This is a genomic window from Pseudomonas pudica, from assembly GCF_015680405.1.
In the GTDB taxonomy this organism is placed as follows: domain Bacteria; phylum Pseudomonadota; class Gammaproteobacteria; order Pseudomonadales; family Pseudomonadaceae; genus Aquipseudomonas; species Aquipseudomonas pudica.
Genome location: NZ_JADLJS010000065.1, coordinates 1 through 18,230 on the forward strand (window position 1 = coordinate 1; position 18,230 = coordinate 18,230).

17 protein-coding genes are annotated in these 18,230 nt (G+C 62.9%); 9 read left to right on the forward strand and 8 right to left on the reverse strand.

All coding sequences use genetic code 11. The features are described 5' to 3' along the window. Positions 1 to 244: 244 nt before the first annotated feature. Together IRZ77_RS24955 and IRZ77_RS24960 are read left to right on the forward strand one after the other, a co-directional pair. Positions 245 to 853, forward strand: a complete 609-nt coding sequence (locus IRZ77_RS24955; RefSeq protein WP_024086651.1) for an SCO family protein — start codon at positions 245 to 247, stop codon at positions 851 to 853. After that, on the forward strand, positions 854 to 1,336 hold the full coding sequence (locus IRZ77_RS24960; RefSeq protein ID WP_196174573.1) for a copper chaperone PCu(A)C: 483 nt from the start codon (positions 854 to 856) through the stop codon (positions 1,334 to 1,336). 43 nt (positions 1,337 to 1,379) lie between these two features. On the opposite strand, the gene IRZ77_RS24965 is transcribed toward IRZ77_RS24960, so the two are convergent. The 8 genes from IRZ77_RS24965 to IRZ77_RS25000 all read right to left on the reverse strand — a co-directional run bounded on the left by IRZ77_RS24965 (position 1,380) and on the right by IRZ77_RS25000 (position 6,990). Further along, positions 1,380 to 1,607 (reverse strand): hypothetical protein, encoded by a 228-nt coding sequence (locus tag IRZ77_RS24965; RefSeq protein ID WP_003260451.1) that lies wholly within the window; start codon positions 1,605 to 1,607, stop codon positions 1,380 to 1,382. A 72-nt stretch (positions 1,608 to 1,679) separates the two neighbouring features. Next, a complete protein-coding gene (locus IRZ77_RS24970) occupies positions 1,680 to 2,513 on the reverse strand; it encodes an AraC family transcriptional regulator (protein WP_046615692.1) in 834 nt (277 codons plus the stop codon). After that, positions 2,510 to 2,824 (reverse strand): AzlD domain-containing protein, encoded by a 315-nt coding sequence (locus IRZ77_RS24975; protein WP_046615691.1) that lies wholly within the window; start codon positions 2,822 to 2,824, stop codon positions 2,510 to 2,512. The genes IRZ77_RS24970 and IRZ77_RS24975 overlap by 4 nt, the downstream gene beginning before the upstream one ends. Continuing rightward, complete coding sequence (locus IRZ77_RS24980) at positions 2,821 to 3,513, reverse strand: AzlC family ABC transporter permease (RefSeq protein ID WP_046615690.1); 693 nt, start codon at positions 3,511 to 3,513, stop codon at positions 2,821 to 2,823. Before IRZ77_RS24980 ends, IRZ77_RS24975 begins: the two co-directional genes overlap by 4 nt. Before the next feature lie 109 nt (positions 3,514 to 3,622). Next, on the reverse strand, positions 3,623 to 4,318 hold the full coding sequence (locus IRZ77_RS24985; protein WP_046615689.1) for an SEL1-like repeat protein: 696 nt from the start codon (positions 4,316 to 4,318) through the stop codon (positions 3,623 to 3,625). Positions 4,319 to 4,456: 138 nt separating this feature from the next. Further along, positions 4,457 to 5,533, reverse strand: a complete 1,077-nt coding sequence (locus IRZ77_RS24990; RefSeq protein ID WP_046615688.1) for a hypothetical protein — start codon at positions 5,531 to 5,533, stop codon at positions 4,457 to 4,459. 39 nt (positions 5,534 to 5,572) lie between these two features. Next, positions 5,573 to 6,199 carry a LysE family translocator gene (locus IRZ77_RS24995; protein ID WP_046615687.1) on the reverse strand — a complete coding sequence of 209 codons (627 nt, stop codon included), beginning with the start codon at positions 6,197 to 6,199 and terminating at the stop codon, positions 5,573 to 5,575. A gap of 2 nt (positions 6,200 to 6,201) precedes the next feature. After that, entirely contained in the window at positions 6,202 to 6,990 is a 789-nt protein-coding gene (locus IRZ77_RS25000) for a YqcI/YcgG family protein (protein ID WP_046615686.1), read from the reverse strand. Between the two features lie 159 nt (positions 6,991 to 7,149). Here IRZ77_RS25000 and IRZ77_RS25005 point away from each other — a divergent pair, with 159 nt between their 5' ends. The 7 genes from IRZ77_RS25005 to IRZ77_RS25035 all read left to right on the forward strand — a co-directional run bounded on the left by IRZ77_RS25005 (position 7,150) and on the right by IRZ77_RS25035 (position 18,138). Next, positions 7,150 to 8,070 (forward strand): LysR substrate-binding domain-containing protein, encoded by a 921-nt coding sequence (locus IRZ77_RS25005; RefSeq protein WP_085600263.1) that lies wholly within the window; start codon positions 7,150 to 7,152, stop codon positions 8,068 to 8,070. 154 nt (positions 8,071 to 8,224) lie between these two features. Further along, positions 8,225 to 10,585, forward strand: a complete 2,361-nt coding sequence (locus tag IRZ77_RS25010; RefSeq protein WP_196174574.1) for a DNA polymerase II — start codon at positions 8,225 to 8,227, stop codon at positions 10,583 to 10,585. A gap of 81 nt (positions 10,586 to 10,666) precedes the next feature. Beyond that, positions 10,667 to 15,151: an NEL-type E3 ubiquitin ligase domain-containing protein gene (locus tag IRZ77_RS25015; protein ID WP_196174575.1), complete on the forward strand. Its 4,485-nt coding sequence runs from the start codon at positions 10,667 to 10,669 to the stop codon at positions 15,149 to 15,151. A 197-nt stretch (positions 15,152 to 15,348) separates the two neighbouring features. Beyond that, a complete protein-coding gene (locus IRZ77_RS25020; protein WP_196174576.1) occupies positions 15,349 to 15,903 on the forward strand; it encodes a DUF4174 domain-containing protein in 555 nt (184 codons plus the stop codon). Between the two features lie 163 nt (positions 15,904 to 16,066). Further along, positions 16,067 to 16,522, forward strand: a complete 456-nt coding sequence (locus IRZ77_RS25025) for an HvfA family oxazolone/thioamide-modified RiPP metallophore (protein WP_196174577.1) — start codon at positions 16,067 to 16,069, stop codon at positions 16,520 to 16,522. A 76-nt stretch (positions 16,523 to 16,598) separates the two neighbouring features. Next, positions 16,599 to 17,447: an HvfB family MNIO-type RiPP peptide maturase gene (locus IRZ77_RS25030; RefSeq protein ID WP_196174578.1), complete on the forward strand. Its 849-nt coding sequence runs from the start codon at positions 16,599 to 16,601 to the stop codon at positions 17,445 to 17,447. Next, positions 17,440 to 18,138 carry an HvfC family RiPP maturation protein gene (locus IRZ77_RS25035; protein WP_085600278.1) on the forward strand — a complete coding sequence of 233 codons (699 nt, stop codon included), beginning with the start codon at positions 17,440 to 17,442 and terminating at the stop codon, positions 18,136 to 18,138. The genes IRZ77_RS25030 and IRZ77_RS25035 overlap by 8 nt, the downstream gene beginning before the upstream one ends. Positions 18,139 to 18,230 lie beyond the last annotated feature (92 nt).

The window sequence follows — 18,230 nt, forward strand, 5'->3', positions numbered from 1 at the left end:
CTGCTACGCAGCCCTTTCGCGACGCAAGGCCGCTCCCACAACGACCGCACAACCTGGTCAGGCCTTAGCAACAAAGTGTTACTGTTTCAACCCCTGCGACAACAGGCCGCAGCCCGTATTCAAAGGGCTGCAGCCAATCCTCGCCTTCGTCGGGTAGAACCCCTTGGGGTGTCATGCCAGAATGCCCCGGTTTTTCGACCGGCCCGTCCCGAGGGCCGGCACCTTCCCTGTAAAGGATGGTTTCATGAATGATCTATATACCCGGCGCGCAGTTGTCGCCGGGATGGGCGTTCTCGGGCTTGGCCTGCTGGCAGGCTGCAGCCCGGCCCGGGGGCTCGAGTTCAAGTACGGCAAGAACATGAGCAACGAAATCCTTGGGCGCAAGTTCAGCCTCAAGGACACCCAAGGCAATGTGCGCACCCTGTCGAGCTTCTACGGCAGCATGCCGATGATCTTCTTCGGCTTCACCCAGTGCCCGGCCGTGTGCCCGACCACCCTGGCGCGCGCGGCGCAAATCCGCAAGCTGCTGCGCGGCCGCGATCGCGACCTGTTCCAGGTGGTGTTGATTACCCTGGACCCGGAGCGCGACACCCCCGAGGTGCTCGATGCCTACGTTAAAGCTTTCGACCCGTCGTTCACCGCGTTGACCGGCACCCCCGAGGAAATCGCCGCGGTGGCCAAGGAATTCAAGGTGTTCTACGAGAAAGTCCCGGCCGGTGATACCTATACCGTCTCTCACTCGTCCACCAGCTACGTCTACGATACGCGTGGCACCCTGCGCCTGAGCCTGGGCCATTCCCTGACCGCCCAGGAATGCGCCGAAGACCTGGTCACACTGATGGAGATCTGCTGAATGTCGATGCAACCGATCAAGCACGGCCTGGCTACCCTGGTCCTGATGGGCCTGGCACTGCCGGCCCTGGCCCAGACCACCGTAAGCGACGCCTGGGTGCGTGCGACCGTGCCGCACCAGCAGTCCACCGGTGCCTTCATGACCCTGACCGCCAGCAGCGACAGCAAGCTGGTGGGCGTGGCTTCGCCTGTGGCCAAGACTGTGCAGGTGCACGAGATGACCATGAACGGCGATGTGATGGGCATGCGTGAGGTCAAGGCGGTCGAGTTGCCAGCCGGCAAGGCGGTTACCCTCGACCCGAACAGCCTGCATGTGATGCTGATGGGCCTGAACAACCAGGTGAAGGAAGGCGAGAAAGTGCCGCTGACCCTGAGCATCGAAGATGCCAAGGGGGCCAAGGAAACCCTGGAGGTGCGGGCCGAAGTGCGTGCGCTCAACGCCGAGGCGGGCGGCGGGCATGATCACATGCACATGAAGCACTGATCAGTGCTGAAACCTTTTGGGGCGCAAAGCGCCCCCGGTTCAATCAGCTGCGAAACTTGGGCAGCGGCCTGTCGAGGGTCAGCGAGGTCAAGGTCTTGCGGACCTGGGCCTCATCGGCCTCCAGGGCCTTGAGGCTTGCGCGGATCTTGCCGGCGGCGGGCACGTCGCCCTGTCGGTCGATCCAGTCGGCTATCTCCTTGCAGGCACTGCTCAGGCAGGCCTGGCGCTGGTTCATCAGCGACAGGAGGGTGGTGAGCTCTCTTTCGGACATGGCAGGATCCTCCATTCAGCCTTGTCAGTGTAGCAGTGGCTGGCAGGCCTGCCTGAGGCCTGGTGTCGCAGCTCAGCCTTGCAGGCAGGCGCTGCGGTAGGCCCCCGGCGTTACGCCGTATGCCTGCTTGAACTGCCGGCTCAAATGGCTCTGGTCGGCAAAACCCAGGTCGAACGCCACCTCCGATGCAGCCCAGCCACGCTTGAGCATTTCCCGCGCGCGGGCCAGGCGCCTCTGCTTCAACCAGGCATGGGGCGGCAGGCCGGTGGCCTGGCGGAACACCCGGGCGAAATGGAATGGCGACAGGTTGACCGCCGCCGCCAGGGCCTCGAGCGAGGGCGGGTCGGCCAGTCGGCTTTCCAGCAGCTCACGGGCGCGGGCCACTGCCAGCGGTTCGTGGCCAGGGGCGGCAGGTTCGGCGCATTGCCCGTGCCGTTGCACCAGGGCCAGCACCGCCTGGCGCCAGGCGGTCTGCTGCTGCAGGGCGCTGGCGCCGGCTTCGGACAGCTGGTGCAACTGGCTGAAGGCAAGTGCCAGGGCCGGGTCGTGGATCACGCTGTCCTTGAAGCTGGGCATGCCGTGGCGGCCCAGTGCCAGTTCTTCGAGCACCCCGGTTACCCGTTCATGTTCCGGGTAGAACCCTCGATAGCGCCAGCCCGCTTCGTGGGCGGTGGCACCGGTGTGCAGTTCGTCGGGGTTGATCAGCACCATGCTGCCGACCGGCGCCAGGTGCTCGCTGCCGCGATGCCAGAAGCGCTGGGCACCCGACTCGATCACGGTAAACACATAGCCTTCATGCACATGCGGGGCGAAGCGCTGCTGGAAATAGCGCGCATGCAGCATCTCGACGTCGCCCAGTGCAGGCGCCTGCCATAGGTGTGTCTGCTCGCGCAGGGGCGTGCTCATGCCAGCCAGCTGCGCAGGAGGAAGAAGATCAACATGCTCACCAGCATGCTAAGCAACACGCTGCGGGTCAACAGCACCAGGGCGATTGCTACCAGCGAACCCAGCAGGTAGGGGTTGAGCAGGCTCAGGTTCAACTGGTGCTCGGGCATGAAGATGATCGGGCCGCAGATTGCGGTGAGCATGCCCGGCACGGCAAAACCGAGGAACTGCCGGGCGTTGGAGCTCAGACGCAATGGCAGGCGCGGCTCCAGGAACGCATAGCGGTTGAGGAATACGATGGCGCCCATGGCAAGAATCAGGACCCAGGTCATGCGCGGGCTCCGGCGAATTTCTGGCAGACGAAACCGGCGCTCATGCCCAGCAGGCCTGCGGCCACCAGGGCGGTCTCCCAGTGCCAGTAGCTGAACAGCACCGAACAGAACAGCGACACCGCCACGCACACCAGCGTGGCCAGGTTGCGCACCAGCGGCGCGATCAGGGCGACGAAGGTGGCGACGATGGAAAAGTCCAGACCGAGCTGGTCCAGGTGCGGAATGTTCTGCCCCAGCAGGATGCCGGCCAGGGTGAACAGGTTCCAGGCGATGTAGAACGTCAGGCCCACGCCCAGGGCGTACCAGCGGTTGAACTGCTGCTGGTCGTACTGGCTGGTCAGGGCGAAGAATTCGTCGGTCAGCAGGAAGCCCAGGCCCAGCCGCCAGCGCAGCGGCTGGCTGGACAGCACCGGGCGCATCGTCAGGCCATACAGCAGGTGCTGCGAGGTCAGCAGCAGGGTAGTCAGCAGGATCGACGCCAGGTTGGCGCCACCCTTGAGCATGCCGATCGCCACCAGTTGCGCGGCACCGGCGAAGACGATGGCCGACAGCCCTTGCCCCTCCCAGGCGCTGAGGTTGGCTTCGATGGCCATGGAGCCGGCCAGCAGGCCCCAGGGGGCGACGGCCAGGGACAACGGGAGAATGGCGATGGCGCCGTGGAGAAAGGCTTGGCGGGCGATGTGAGGCATGGTGGCTGCAGTGTGTTTACGTGGCAGGCCAGCATGCCAGACGGGGCGGGGGATGGCTTGAATGATCTTGCTATGCCTGGCACGGTCCTGCACAGAAACCGTGCCCGTTTTACGGACGGCTGGTCAGGTGCTGCTGCGCTGTCACGCAACCGTTGGTGTCCACGGCCTTCTGCAGCAGGCTCTGGCGGTGCTCCGGGTCGAGGTCGCCGAGCAGGCGGTATACCTCGGCCTGGTAGTCGCGCTGGCGCCCCCACTGCATTTCCAGGCCTTGTGGCCGGTTGCGGTTGCAGGCCAGGCGCGTTGCCGGTTGCGGGTAGTAGGGGGCATATACGGTGGCCATGTTGGGGATGGCCTCCAGCGCAGTACGGTAGTCGCTGCTGACGTTATAGGGCGGGCACCAGGTGGCGATGGCCGGCGCCGGCGCGGCAAAGCCCTGTCTGAGGCTGGCTTCGAGCAGTGGGCAGGCGGCGTCCGGGATTTGCGCTGCGGGCAGGTAGGTCATGTAATACAGCGCCAGGCGGTACTGTGCGACCGGGTGGCCCAGCTCTACGGACTTTTTCAGCAAGGCGACGGCTGTCGGCAGGGTGTGGGCCATGGCCTGGCCCTGGCGGCTGAGCTCCGGGTCGCCGCCGATGGCCGTGCGCAGCGTGCTGGTGCCGTCGTCCTGGCTGTCGGCCTGCTCCAGCAGGGGCAAGGCCTGGCGGTAGAGCAGGTCGGCATGAGGGTCGATGCGCACTTCGAGCGCGTGCGCAGCCAGCGGCATCAGGGCGATCAACAGTGGGGGCAAGCGAAGCATGCGGCTCACAGGCAAGCCCCATGGGGTGCCAGGTACTGATGGATGGCTTCGATGTTCATGGCGGTCAAGCGTGCGCCTCGGGCAGATCGGAACGACGGCCTATTCTAGCCACCCAAAGGGCCTGGCCGGAAGACCACCCGGCAACTGTCAGACGAGCTTGATCGGCGTGACGTTGCGCTGGGCATGTTTTTCCTGGGCCAGGCCAAGCTTGGCGGTAATGACCTTGGCCAGGGCATTGTTGCCCAGGTCGTTCAGGTGCAGGCGGTCGATGAACAGGTCGGCGCCGAACACCGGCGAGCTGCTGAGCATGCAGTTCATGTCATAGCAGGGCACCGGGTCGGCCTGGCTCTTGATGCGACGGAAGAAGGCCGAGTGCAACTGGCTGTCGAACGCGCCGTCCAGCAGCCGATCGAAATTTGCCGGTCGCCGCTGCAGCGCGTCCAGCATGGCCTGCTCGCCAGCGGGCAGGCTATCCCGGCACCAGGGCAGCAACGGCTGCAGGATGAAGGTGAGTGTGGAGTGGCTGTCTGCCAGCAGCCGGTCCCATTGGCGCAAGGTCCGGCCAATGCTGTCAGCGGCGCGGGCCAGACGCTTTTCCGGGGGGGACAGCGGCCAGGTGGCCGGTGTTGCGACCGGCGGCGTGGCCAACGCCTGGCCGATGCGCCGCCACAGCGATTGCCGGCGGGGCGCCACGGTGGGCTGCATGCCTTCGCTGAAACTGTTGAGAAAATCCTGGTAGGCCTTGGCGTGCCGCGGGTCGTTCAGGCTGGAGAGGACTTCGCAGAGCGCTTCGTGGGCCAGGGTGTTGAGGCCGCTGAGCACCACCACATGGCCGAGCTCGCCAAGGCGGTGCTGGTGGGTCAGGAACATCAGCAGCTCCTGGCTGGCATTGAGCCCGCAGCCAGCCAGGCTCAGCCAGACTTCGCCAGTCAGCATCGACAGGTGCGAGGCCACTGTGTGTTCGTCGGAGCTGGCACCGATGCCCAGGGCAGTGGAGCCGCCGACCAGCAGGTTGATGCGTGGCGCGCCACCGCGCTCTGCCGCCGAAAAGCGCTTGCCGGCGCAATGGCTGTAGCGCAGGCCCAGGGCATCGGTGTTGATGGTGCTGGAGCGGTAGCCGGTTTCGTGCACATGCATGGTGTGCGGGGCGCGCCGGCTGCCCAGCAGCAGAAAGCGCTGGTAGTCCTGTTGCAACGGCGAAGGGCTCGTGTCAGTCGCGGTCATTGGGTCTCCTGCTGCTGCAGCGGGCACTTTGCATCACGTTCAGGCCGCCAGCTCCTTGATGTTGTACAGCAGGCCGCCGGTGGCGATCAGCAGCAGGGCGACCCCCGAGGCCAGGCTGATCATGCGGTTGCTGCGCTGCGAGGCGATCTTGCCGATGGCGAAGATGTACAGGCTGAGCACGGCAAAATCGATGGCTACCCACAGCATCGACAGCACCACCATGCTCTTGCCGAACGACTCGGTGATCTGGATGAACTGCGGGAAGAAGGCAATGAAGAAGATGATGTCCTTCGGGTTGGAAATGCCCACCATGAAACCTTGCAGCAGCCCGCCGCGGCCAGGCTTGGCGAGCTCGCCCGGCGTCTCGGCTGCCGGCGCCTGCAGGGCGTCCCGCAGCGTGCCGACGGCGATGTAGCCGATGAACAGGCAACCCAGCAGGCTCATGGCGCTGAGCCAGGCCTTGTCGATGGCGGCGCTGGTGAGGATGACCCAGGCCGCCGCGCCGATCAGCACCAGCGATGCCCAGTTCGTGCCGACAGCGGTGAACATGGCCTTGCGTGAGCCGGAGGCGGCCGCGGTGTTGACGATCAGCGCCACTACCGGGCCGGGGGTGGCGATCAGTAGCAGGACAGTCAGGGCATAGGTAGCGGTGAGTGCGGTATTCACGGTCAGGTCTCGATCAGTATGTCGGGTGTTACCGCGTGTGCGGCATGGGCGTGGAACGGGCAGCGGGACGGGTTGAGCGAACCTGCCTCCTGCAGTTGGTACTGCTTCCACTCGTAGTTGTCGGCATCGCCGAAGAAGCCAAGGGTGTCGGGCATGACGCCGTCGTTGTAGCGGTGCACGCGCTCGCGGATGCGTTCGCGGATACGTTGGCCGCTTTCGGTGTTGGCGTTGGCCACTTCGTCGAAGTTCGCCCGCGGGTTGATGACGAAGGTGATGTGTGGGCCCAGGTTGCGGCTTTTCATCTGCTGGTGGCCGGGGAAGTTCATGTTGATGAACAGCGGCATGCCGGCAAAGCAGAACGACCAGGCGTTGTCGTCGGGCTCGGTCGGGATGCCCTGCGGCCAGGGCTGCGGGTCGCGCGCGTGCACGCCACGCAAAACCTTCCAGGCCAGCGCCTGTTGCTCGGCCAGGGTGCAGTCGGCGGCGGTTTCGAGAAACACCACCAGCGGGCTGCCGATACGCTGCTTGGGTGGGATGGGTGCGACGGTGCGCACGTAGTCGGCCAGGCCCATGGCGATGTCATCGGCCAGTTGCCCGGCGCGGGCGAACAGGATGTGGCAGGTTGCGCCGTTTACCGCCTTGCGGCCGAACAGGCAGGGAAACTCTGGGTTGGCGAGGACACTGCGAAAATGTTCTACGGCTTTGTAAGTCCAATGTCGCGTATTGCGCACATGTTCAGCGGCCAGCTCTAGCGCATCCAGGCGATAGCAAGTTCCATAACCCGTCGACATGATTTCCCCAGGCGTAAATTTGATGAACGTTCCAGTCACATGCAGGCAGGATCTTGGTTATGTTTATTATTTACCTGCATTTTCCGAGACGTCCTTGACGTTGTAAAACGCGTGGAACTATGACCTACTATTAGTCTTACTCATGCTCGGGGCGTCGCCATGTCGGAACGGATTCAGGCTTTGCACGCGTTGCGTGCCTTCGAGGTGGCCTCTCGCTATGGCTCATTCACCCGTGCAGCGGAGGAGTTGGCCCTGACCCAGGGCGCCGTCAGCCACCACATCAAGACTCTCGAAGCCATGTTCGGCTGCGACCTGTTCGAACGTCGCGGGCCGAAGCTGGCCCTGACGGAGCACGGGCGCCTGCTGGCGCAGGAGCTCAAGGTTGGCTTCAAGATCATCGAGAATGCCTGCGCCCTGCTGCGCCAGGACCGCTACGGCCTGCGTCTGAAAGCGCCGTCAACGCTGACCGTGCGCTGGCTGCTGCGTGCGCTGGATGCGTTCAAGAAGACCGAGGACAACTGCAGCGTGCAGCTGTCCAGCGTGTGGATGGACATCGACAGTGTGGACTTCTATTCCGAGCCCTACGACTGTGCGATCCTCCTGGCGAACGGGCGTTTCCCCGCCGATGTCGAGAGTTTCAAGCTGTTCGATGAATGGCTGATACCGGTGTGCCACCCGGACTACATGGCCCAGGCACAACCGGACCTTGCCGACCTGGCCCAGTGCGAGTTCCTGCATCCGTCCCCCGACCGGCGAGACTGGCGGCGCTGGCTGGCTCGCATGGACGCGCTGGACATCAGCATCGATCACGGGCAAGTGTTCGATACCCTCGACCAGGGCATCTCGGCTGCCCAGCAAGGCCTGGGCATTTCGGTGGTCGACCTGGTGCTGGCCAGTGCCGACCTGTTGGCCGGGCGCCTGGTCACGCCATTCAAGCACGCGGTGGCCACCGGCGATGGCTATTACATGACCTGGCTCAAGGCCAGCCCCAAGGCGCGGCAGATGCACAAGCTGCGCGAGTTCCTGCTTGGCCAGGTGCCACCGCTGGCCGCCAAGGACATCAATTACCTGTACGGTTGAACACGCGCTCAAGCATGCGGCCGGCCGCCGGCAAGCGCCCGGCGCTGAAAATATTGCGGCAAACACCTGCTGGCCTCAACAAAACGCGCTGTGACGGAGCGTCAGCGGTAGAATTGCCGCAATCAGCACAACCAACGATTCAGAGGTCGACGCGGTGGAGTTGCAGCAGGGCTTTGTCCTGACCCGACATTGGCATGACACGCCCGAAGGCACCTGCGTGGAATTCTGGCTGGCCACCGACCAGGGGCCACGGCAGTTGCGCCTGGCGCCCCAGGTATCGGTGGCATTCATCCCCCTGGCGCAGGAAGCGCACGCACGTGTGCTGTTGGCCAACGAACCTGGTGCCGAGCTGCGGCCTTTGCAGCTGAAGGACTTCGACCAACGCCCGGTGCTGGGCCTGTACTGCCGCCAGCACCGGCAATTGATGCAGCTGGAGCAACGCCTGCGCACAGCCGGTATCGATGTGTACGAAGCCGACATCCGCCCGCCCGAGCGCTACCTGATGGAGCGCTTCATCACCGCCCCGGTGCAATTCACCGGCCAACCGGATGCCCAAGGTGTATTCTGCGATGCCCAGCTCAAGCCTCTGTCGGGCTATCGCCCGCCGCTGCGCCTGGTGTCGCTGGACATCGAGACCAGCGAGCGGGGCGAGCTTTACAGCATTGCCCTGGAAGGCTGTGGTCAGCGCCAGGTGTACATGCTCGGGCCGGCCAACGGCACGGCTGATGGCCTCGACTTCGACCTGCACTACTGCACCGACCGCGCCGACATGCTGGCCTGCCTCAACCATTGGATGGCCGAGCACGACCCGGATGCAATCATCGGCTGGAACCTGATCCAGTTCGACCTGCGCCTGCTGCATGAGCATGCCAAGCTGCTGCAGGTACCGCTGGCACTGGGGCGCAATGGCTCACCGATGACCTTGCGCAGCCATGCCGGTGGTGGCCACGTGTTCGCCGATGCCCCGGGGCGGCTGCTGATCGACGGCATCGAGGCGCTGCGCTCGGCGACTTGGAGCTTCCCGTCGTTCAGCCTCGAAAGTGTCGCCCAGACCTTGCTCGGTGAAGGCAAGGCCATCGACACGCCGTACCAGCGCATGGATGAAATCAACCGCCGCTTCGCCGAGGACAAGCCGGCGTTGGCGCGCTACAACCTCAAGGATTGCGAGCTGGTGACGCGCATCTTCGCCCACACCCGGCTGCTCGAATTCCTTCTGGAGCGGGCTTCGGTCACCGGCCTTGCGGTGGACCGCAGCGGTGGTTCGGTAGCCGCGTTCTGCCATTTGTACATCCCGCAGATGCACCGCCTGGGCTTTGTCGCCCCCAACCTCGGCAGCCGCCCCGACGAAGCCAGCCCCGGTGGCTTCGTCATGGATTCGCGCCCGGGCCTGTACGACTCGGTGTTGGTGCTGGACTACAAGAGCCTGTACCCGTCGATCATTCGTACTTTCTTGATCGACCCGGTGGGGCTGGTCGAAGGCTTGCGCCTGCCCGACGATGAACACTCGGTGGAAGGCTTCCGGGGTGGGCGTTTTTCCCGTAGCGAGCATTGCCTGCCGGCCATCGTCGAGCGGGTATGGCAGGGGCGGGAAGCGGCCAAGCGCGAGGGCAACGCGCCGCTGTCGCAGGCGCTGAAGATCATCATGAATGCCTTCTACGGAGTGTTGGGTTCGAGCGGCTGCCGCTTCTTCGACCCGCGCCTGGCTTCGTCGATCACCATGCGCGGCCACCAGATCATGCGCCAGACCCGTGCGCTGATCGAAGCCAGGGGCTACGAGGTGATCTATGGCGATACCGATTCCACTTTCGTCTGGCTCAAGGGCGCCCACGGCGAGGAGGCTGCAGCACGCATAGGCCGCGAGCTGGTGGCGCACGTCAACCAGTGGTGGCGCGAACACCTGCGCGAGCAGATGAACCTGGAAAGCGCGCTGGAGCTGCAGTTCGAGGTGCATTACCGGCGCTTCCTGATGCCCACCATCCGCGGCACGGACGAAGGCAGCAAGAAGCGCTATGCCGGGCTGGTGCAGCGGGCCGATGGCAGCGAGCAGATGGTCTACAAGGGCCTGGAGTCGGTGCGTACCGACTGGTCGCCACTGGCCCGGCAATTCCAGCAAGAACTTTATGGCCGGATATTCCGCGGGGAGCCTTACCAGGCGTATGTGCGTGATTATGTACAACGCACACTGGCGGGCGAGCTGAATGAACTGATGGTGTACCGCAAGCGGTTGCGTCGGCCGCTAGCCGATTATCAGCGCAATGTGCCGCCGCACGTGCGCGCGGCCCGGCTGGCCGATGACTACAACCGCCGCCTTGGCCGCCCGACGCAATACCAGCGCGGCGGCTGGATCAGCTATCTGATCACCTTGGCAGGCCCGGAACCTCTGGAAAACCTGCAAGCGCCGGTTGACTACGAGCATTACCTGACGCGGCAGCTGCAGCCGGTGGCCGATGCCATCCTGCCTTTCGTTGGCGACAGTTTCGAAGGTTTGACCGGGCAGCAGCTGGTGCTGTTCTGAAGGGGGTGGTACCTATCTAGCCTACCTTCTGGCATGCCTGTGCCTATTGTCGCGCCTTTGGATCAGACAGAGGCCAACAACGTGACTACACCCACCAAGGAGCAACCGCCACCCGTCGATACGCTGGCCATGGAGCAGGCCTATCAGGACAGCCTCATCGTCAAGCGGCTACCCAGATGGATTCGCCGGCTCCGTATCGTATCGCCTACCGAACAGAACATCCCGGCCAACGGCTTGTATGAATCGCAGCATGCTGCCTTACGCGACGCGTTGAAGGACAGCCTGGCCTGTCGACAGTGGCTGGAAAGGGAGCTTGCGCGCATCGAGGGCATCGACCATTTCGTCAAGTCGCTGCTTCAAAGCGCCATGCATAAAGAATTCGGCATCGAGCAAGATGTCAAAGGCCTGTATTTCAGACGCTGGTACACCTACACCGCCCCCAGCCAGGGCACCGTGTGGGGCCGCTACCCGGTCGTGGAAAAGGACTATTTCGACGTACCGCTGATCGAGGCGGCACTGGACAATTTCACACCGGGCGAGGGGCGGGACGAACAGCACAAGGACAACTGCATCGTCGACAGCCTGTCGCAACGGCTTGCGTCACCGACCGCGCCTGCCTTCGCACGGCTGTGCCGCCAACTGGATCTGGGCAGGCGCTATCAACAGCACCTGGACAGCGTGCTGAAAGCGCCTAGCAGCCAGGCCAGCGGCTGGCGCAACATGAGTGCGACGCTTGCGCAACTGTACAGCTCGGTCATGCTGATCGATGCCTGCAAGGCCAAAAGCGATGGAGTACTGAATGCCGCCGAACTGGACCTGGTGCTAGAGCTATGCAGGCTCGGAAGACCCGGCACGCTTTATGAATCGAAGGTGGTGGCCCGGCAACTCAAGGCGTTCGGCTGCGATTTGCAACAGATCGTGATACTCGATTTATTTCATGACAAAGTCAGCCGCAAGATCCTTGTCTATATACCCGATGACCCACACGGTCCCTGGACCGCAAGCCCCGACTTGGAAAGCTTCGCCCGCAAGGTCTTGGGCAAGCGTCTGCGAAATAAGCCGTATCAGAAGTTTTTCAGTCGCTTCGTACGACGGCGTGACATGCAGCAGTTCTTTTCCAAGGTTGCCAAGGAATTGGTAGGTGTGGCCGATTGGGCAACCCGAGAAATGGACCAGCATATGCGGGACTACCCGCTACCGTTGTTCGATCACCTTGCTGCCGCGCGTATTGCTCACATCAAGGACGATGCCGCATTGATTGCCACGCCAGTGTCAGACCTTGACCGCGAGGCCCAGGAGGCTCACAGGCAAAGGTTGATAGCCGAAGGATGGACGCTGGCCAGCGTGGCGGGCGTGTTCATCCCTGCACTTAATGCGCTGCTGCTTGCTGTAATGGTGTGGGACCTGTTGAGCGAGTTGTTCCAGGCAGTGAAGGATTGGCGTGAGGGTGATACCAGCGCAGCTATCGAGCATGTGCTCAGCGTGAGCAAAGACCTGGCTGTGGTCGGTGTTACCGCTGTGGTATGGCGTGAAGCGAGCCGGGCTTGGGCCGCAGTGGACCAGTGGGTGCCAGCGCGGCTGGAGGATGGGACCGAAAAACTTTGGAATGGGGACTTGGTGCCATTTCGCAGCGAGGCCCCTGCTGCCAGGGAAGTGGCCGATGAAATGGGCATCTACCGCGCCCAGAACAGAAGCTGGATAGCCATGGACGGCCATTACTACGAGGTCGTCCAGCGTGCAGACGAAGAGTGGCAACTGGCGCCACGAGATGGCCATGGGCCTTTGTTGCGTCACAATGACGCCGGGGCTTGGCGGTTATGGGCCGAGCAACCTGCCAACTGGGCAGACACGCACAGGATGTTCCGCCGCCTTGGTGGGCGTTTCGCTCGCCTGGATGATGAGCAAATTGACCAGGCCATGGCTATCCATGCCCTGGATGCAGACCACCTTCGGGCGCTGCATGTATACGGTCGACCGCCGGAAGCTGAGCTGGTCGATACCGTCGAGCGCCTGCTGATCGACCGTCGGCTACAAGCCTTGTTGGACAGTTTGAGGCTTGGGCGGGTGCCGGAGGACGCGCCGTTGCTGTTGAAGGCTCGTGCATTGCCAGGCGTCACGGAACACGAAGGGCCCGCATTGGCGGCACAGGTTTCGGCGAGACGGCGCCAACTGTTTCAACAGGTTTATGACGGGCAACAGGAGCCAGATGATGCGGCGGTGGCAACGTTGCGCAGGGCATTCCCGAGCCTGCATGGCCGTGCTGCGCGCGAGGTTGTGGGTGGGTTATCGGCAGAAGGTGCGGAGTTTCAGGCCCTGGTCAGCGGTACGGTGCCGTTCCGGCTGGTCGACAAGGCCAGGCTGAGCGTACTACGCATTCGTATTGCGCGTGCCTGTGAGGCGCTGTTCATCGATACGCCTCAGACTCTGGACCAGGCCAAGGTCGCGCTGACTTTGCTTGACACTCTGGATACAAGCAGTGGTAGACCGCGTTGGCGGCTGTACGACGGCGACAGTCCACAGCCGGTAATGGCTACCACTGGCCGCGGGCAGAACTTCAGACTTGTATATGAAAACGGGCGGTTCTCACTTGAGGACGCGCTGGGCGTTGAAATGCGCGGCCCCGGTGAACTGTTCGAGACCCTGGTGGATGCGTTTTCCCCTGGCGACCATGAGGCAATCGGTATCAATGAACCCTACGCCCCAGGCCTGAGAGCAGTCCTGGCCAGGCAAGTGGCCGGTCACAGTAGGGAACTCGCCCAGGCATTGGGCAGAAACCCTGAATTGCCATGGATGTTGACGCCGCTGCGCTTGGAGGATGGCAGGGTCGGCTACCCGCTGGGTGGCGGCCTGGGACGCCTTGCTCGGCCTGCCCCACGACCCAGGGCATTCGAGGCGCGCCTGCGCGACCTTTACCCAGCATACAGCGATGGCGAGGTCGATGCTTGGTTAAGTGCGCTGCATGCTTCGGGGCGTGATACCGATACTACGCTTCGCGTGCTCGAAGAGCAGGCGCGCCGGTTGAGCGACAAACTGAAAAGCTGGGAACGGCAAGGATTGCTAGTCCGTGAGCGAACCGAGCGCAAGCGGTTTCGCAAAGCCGTCATGCAATGCTGGCGGGAACGGATACCTGATCAGGTTACCCCTGAGGGCCAACGCTTGTCCGTGACTTGGCAGTACAGCGGGCATGACCTGCGCTCGTTGCCGGAATTGGGACCACTGTTCACCTTCCCGCATGTTACCGAACTTTCCCTGCGCAGCCTACTGCTGGAGGAGGTGCCGGAGCGATTCCTGCTTTCATTCCCCAATCTGAGGTCTCTGGAACTGAGCTATAACCGGTTGGAACGTCTGCCAGGCAGCCTGCCGTTGCTCAATGAATTGAGCATTCTCGACTTGTCTGACAACCGCATCTCGCTGGAATTGCCACAAGCTCAAGTGCTGGAGCTGTGCAGAGGTTTACGTTACCTGAACCTTTCGGGCAACCCCTTGAGTACGACCTTTTCGGTGGCCCAGATGGACCAGTTGGCCGAGCTGCGTTTGCGCAATACCGGGATGTTATCGCTGCCCGAGGGCATCATGGAGAGTGAGACGTTGTACATGCTAGATGCTTCCAACAACCTCATCGCTTCGTTGCCCCCTGACTTCACCGAGTCTCGGTTATGGCAGAACGGCTACGTGGCGCTGTCAGGCAACCCCGTATTGGTGCATCAGGCTGAAGAGGTGCAGGAGGCCTGGAACATTCCGGAGACGAGTTCAATCCCTCATAAGCTGCGCTGGGCGGACCGCCTGGACGGTGAACAACGTGAGGACCTGAGTAGCCTGTGGGTTCATGTCGAGCAAATGGATGGGGTGGCAAACTTCATGCTTCTGCTGGCACAACTCACGCGCTCGAGAGACTTCACCCATCCTCTCAATGGGGAACTGCTGGCTTCACGCGTTCTGGCCATGATGGAAAAGGTCCAGAATTCGCCAGACCTGGCCGATGAGGTTTTCGCCAATGCATTGGTCGAAAACTGCGCCGACAACGCTACGGTGGTCTTCCAGCAGCTTGAAATCCGATGCCTTGTGTGGGAAGCAGAGCAGGCTGCCCCCTCTGGCAGCCAGGAGCGAGTTCTGGTGACACTGGCGCGGCGGCTGTGGAGGCAACGGGAGGTCGAATTCATCGCATTGCGCGAGGCTGAGGCTGCAGGTGCGGGCAACGAGTCGATCGAATGGGCGCTGGCCTACTCGATCCGCTTGCGCGAGGAGCTGGACCTGCCGGGCAATGCACGGAGCATGCTCCACGCCGGGATCCCGGACCTGGACGTCGCTTCGGTGGCACGTGCGGGTGATCAGGTAAGGCGTAATGAGACAGTCGAATCGATAGCAGCCTGGATGCTCCAGCAACCATTCTGGAGAAAGTATCTCGAGAAGCGTTACGTACGCGAACTGGAAATACCGCAGCGTCTCCAGGACCAATTGGCGGAAGATGGTGCTGGGAACGCCGCCAGAGTGATGGCGGAAGCCAGGCAGTGGACCGAGCAGGCCGAGCTTCAACTGACCATCGAAGCTTTGCAACGATGGGCATGACGAGGGCGCATTGGACTATGCTCAAGTTACAAGCGACAGATGTTTTTTGGGGCTCGGGATGGGGAGTGATCGCATTTGGTAACCGCCGGTTACTGTTCATTCAAACATGAAGGCCTTTTGCTGGTTTACGCTCGCTCGTCGGATCTTTCTCCCTGATCTGTAGTCTTTTGGTTTATCGAGAGAATAAGGAGATACGCATGCTCGTCCGGTCACTGACCCTCGCCACCTTGCTCGCGCTCGTCGGCCCTGTGTTTGCTGCCGACAGTGACGCGCCGCTGGCCAAGGAACTGGGCAAGGCCAGGCCCTTGGTCGTTATTGCGCCCAGCAGCGCCGACCCGACCTTGCGCGGGTTGAACGAGGCCCTCAAGGACCCGGCCACCCAGGCCGCCTTCAAAGAGCGCAACCTGGTGCTGTACAGCGTTGCCAACATGATGGGCAAGCGTGAGGACAAGAACCTCGAGCAGCAGACCACCATGGCCCTGATCCGCGAGTTGAAGCTGGGTGCCAGCAAAGGCACCAAGGTGATCCTGGTGGGCAAGGACGGTGAGCGGCACATGCTCAAGGACGACGAGGAGGGCGAGGCCATCGACCCGCAGGTGATCCTCAAGGCGGTCGATGATCTGCCCGCCAGCGAAAAAGCCGTGACGGCGCCGGAGCCTGTGGCTGCGGCGGCACCGGAACCCAAGGCCAAGGACAGCAAGCCTGGCAAAACCGCCAAGCCGGCCGCACCACCCAAGCCGCTGGAAGACTGACCCTGCACAACGGCCCCGAGGCGCCTTGGGGCCGTTGTGTATCCCACTGTATCTGCCCACGCCGCTGACCCATTCCCATACAAAACCGCACCCCGCGCGATACATCCACGACATACCGCAACGGCCTAATGGCTCCACATTCCAACCACAGTGGAGCAACACCATGACTCAAGTACGAAACACCCTCGGCCTGCTCGGCGCTGCCCTGATCGGCAGCATGGCATTGAGCAGCAGCGCCTTTGCCGTCGAGCCGTTGGCCCAGGGTTACCAGCTGGCTTCGGCCAAGGTGGCCGGCGAGGGCAAGTGTGGTGAAGGCAAATGTGGTGGCAGCGGCAAGGCCACCCAGGGCGAAGGCAAATGTGGTGAGGGCAAGTGCGGCGAGGGCAAGTGTGGTGATGCTTCGTTCGCCAAGACCGACAGCAACCACGACGGCAAGGTCTCGCGCGACGAGTTCCTGGTGGTGGCCAAGGACCGCGCCGGCGACTTCGACAAGATCGACCGCAACCATGATGGCTTCATCTCCGAACAGGAAGCCGCAGATCACCTCAAGGCGATCTACCAGGCCAATGGCAAGACCATGCCCGAGGGCTTGTTCAGCCACCTGACCGGCAAGCCCTGACCTTCTGCCCCACTAACCGCGCAACGCCCCTCCTGCTGGTCAGGCGGGGCGTTGTGCCTGTTGCGGAGACCTGTTCATGCACCCCACATCTTTGTCCCCTGTACCTTTACGGGTCGGGCTCGGCCTGCGCCGCGGCCTGTTGCCGGAACTGCTGGCCATGGAAACTGGCGCCGTGGACTTTCTCGAATGCGCACCGGAAAACTGGATTGCCGTAGGTGGTGCCTACGGCAAGGGGTTGTCGCAACTGGCCGAGCGTTTTGCCATTACCTGCCACGGGCTATCGTTGTCGCTGGGTGGCAGCGAGCCGCTGGACCGACATTTTCTTGGCCAGACCCGCCAGTTTCTCGATCGCCATCAGGTACGCCTGTACAGCGAGCACCTGAGCTACTGCAGTGATGACGGGCACCTGTACGACCTGATGCCCATTCCATTTACCGACGAAGCGGTGCGCCATGTGGCCGCGCGGATTCGCCAGGCCCAGGAATACCTGGAACGGCGCATTGCCGTGGAAAACATCAGCTACTACGCCGCGCCGTACCAGGCGATGAGCGAACTCGATTTCATCCGTGCGGTACTTGATGAGGCCGACTGCGACTTGCTGCTGGACGTCAACAATGTGTTCGTCAATGCCTGCAACCACGGTTACGACGCCCGCGAATTCCTTGCGGGCTTGCCCCAGGCGCGAGTGACCGGCATGCACGTGGCTGGCCATTACGATGAAGCGCCGGACCTCAAGGTAGACACCCACGGGGCTGCGGTGAAGGAAGATGTGTGGGCGCTGTACGCGGTCGCCTGTGCGCGTTTCGGTGTGCAACCGACCGTGCTCGAGCGTGATTTCAACTACCCGCCGCTGGCCGAACTGCTCGCCGAAACGGCGCGCATCCGCACTGTGCAGCGTGTTTCGGGAGGGCATGCAAATGAATGAGACCTTGCGTGAGCAGCAGTACACCTTGGCCCGGCACCTGCGTGACCCGCAGCGCAATGCGCCGCCGCCTGGCATAGAGGCCCGGCGGCTGAAGATTTACCGTGAGCTGTTCTATGGTGCTATCGAAGGTTTGCTGGCCGGCAGTTTTCCGGTGATGCGCCAGGCGTTGGGCGAACAGCGCTGGCATGCGCGAGTGCGAGATTTCTATGCCAACTATCGCAGCCAGACCCCGTTGTTCACCGAGATTGCCGAGGCGTTCGTCGACTACCTGCAGGGTGTCGAGCTGGATGCACCCTGGCAGCTGGAGCTGGCGCACTATGAGTGGGTCGAGGCTCAGTTGTATCTGAGCGATGCCGAGGACCCGGCCCACGACCCGGCAGGCGACCTGCTGGAAGGGGAGCCACTGTTGTCGTGCGTGGCACGGGTGTTGGCCTACCGCTGGCCAGTGGAGCGGATCGGGGCGGATTACCAGCCAGCGATCGCGCCAGAGACGCCGACCTTGTTGCTGGTCTATCGCGATGCGGAGTTGAAAGTGCGCTTCGCGCGCCTGGCGCCGCTGGCGTACCGGTTGCTGGCGCTGGAACAGGGCAGTGGGCGGGCGCGGTTGCAGGCGTTGGGCGGTGCTGTGGAGGAGGGGTTGGCGTTGCTGGAGGGGCTGCGCGAGCAGGGGGTCATCATCGGTACATGTTGAATCGTTGTATTGGGGCGCTTTGCGCCCCATCGCCGGCAAGCCAGCTCCCACAGGTACAGCGCATGCCCAGAATCTTGCGCAGTACCTGTGGG

Excerpts from the sequence above, each read along its gene's own strand:
- IRZ77_RS25000 (WP_046615686.1), bottom strand. The coding sequence starts at position 6,990 with ATGTCGACGGGTTATGGAACTTGCTATCGCCTGGATGCGCTAGAGCTG.
- IRZ77_RS24980 (WP_046615690.1), bottom strand. The coding sequence starts at position 3,513 with ATGCCTCACATCGCCCGCCAAGCCTTTCTCCACGGCGCCATCGCCATT.
- IRZ77_RS24975 (WP_046615691.1), bottom strand. The coding sequence starts at position 2,824 with ATGACCTGGGTCCTGATTCTTGCCATGGGCGCCATCGTATTCCTCAAC.
- IRZ77_RS24955 (WP_024086651.1), top strand. The coding sequence starts at position 245 with ATGAATGATCTATATACCCGGCGCGCAGTTGTCGCCGGGATGGGCGTT.
- IRZ77_RS25035 (WP_085600278.1), top strand. The coding sequence starts at position 17,440 with ATGAATGAGACCTTGCGTGAGCAGCAGTACACCTTGGCCCGGCACCTG.
- IRZ77_RS25005 (WP_085600263.1), top strand. The coding sequence starts at position 7,150 with ATGTCGGAACGGATTCAGGCTTTGCACGCGTTGCGTGCCTTCGAGGTG.
- IRZ77_RS24965 (WP_003260451.1), bottom strand. The coding sequence starts at position 1,607 with ATGTCCGAAAGAGAGCTCACCACCCTCCTGTCGCTGATGAACCAGCGC.
- IRZ77_RS25020 (WP_196174576.1), top strand. The coding sequence starts at position 15,349 with ATGCTCGTCCGGTCACTGACCCTCGCCACCTTGCTCGCGCTCGTCGGC.
- IRZ77_RS25030 (WP_196174578.1), top strand. The coding sequence starts at position 16,599 with ATGCACCCCACATCTTTGTCCCCTGTACCTTTACGGGTCGGGCTCGGC.
- IRZ77_RS24970 (WP_046615692.1), bottom strand. The coding sequence starts at position 2,513 with ATGAGCACGCCCCTGCGCGAGCAGACACACCTATGGCAGGCGCCTGCA.
- IRZ77_RS24960 (WP_196174573.1), top strand. The coding sequence starts at position 854 with ATGTCGATGCAACCGATCAAGCACGGCCTGGCTACCCTGGTCCTGATG.
- IRZ77_RS25025 (WP_196174577.1), top strand. The coding sequence starts at position 16,067 with ATGACTCAAGTACGAAACACCCTCGGCCTGCTCGGCGCTGCCCTGATC.
- IRZ77_RS24990 (WP_046615688.1), bottom strand. The coding sequence starts at position 5,533 with ATGACCGCGACTGACACGAGCCCTTCGCCGTTGCAACAGGACTACCAG.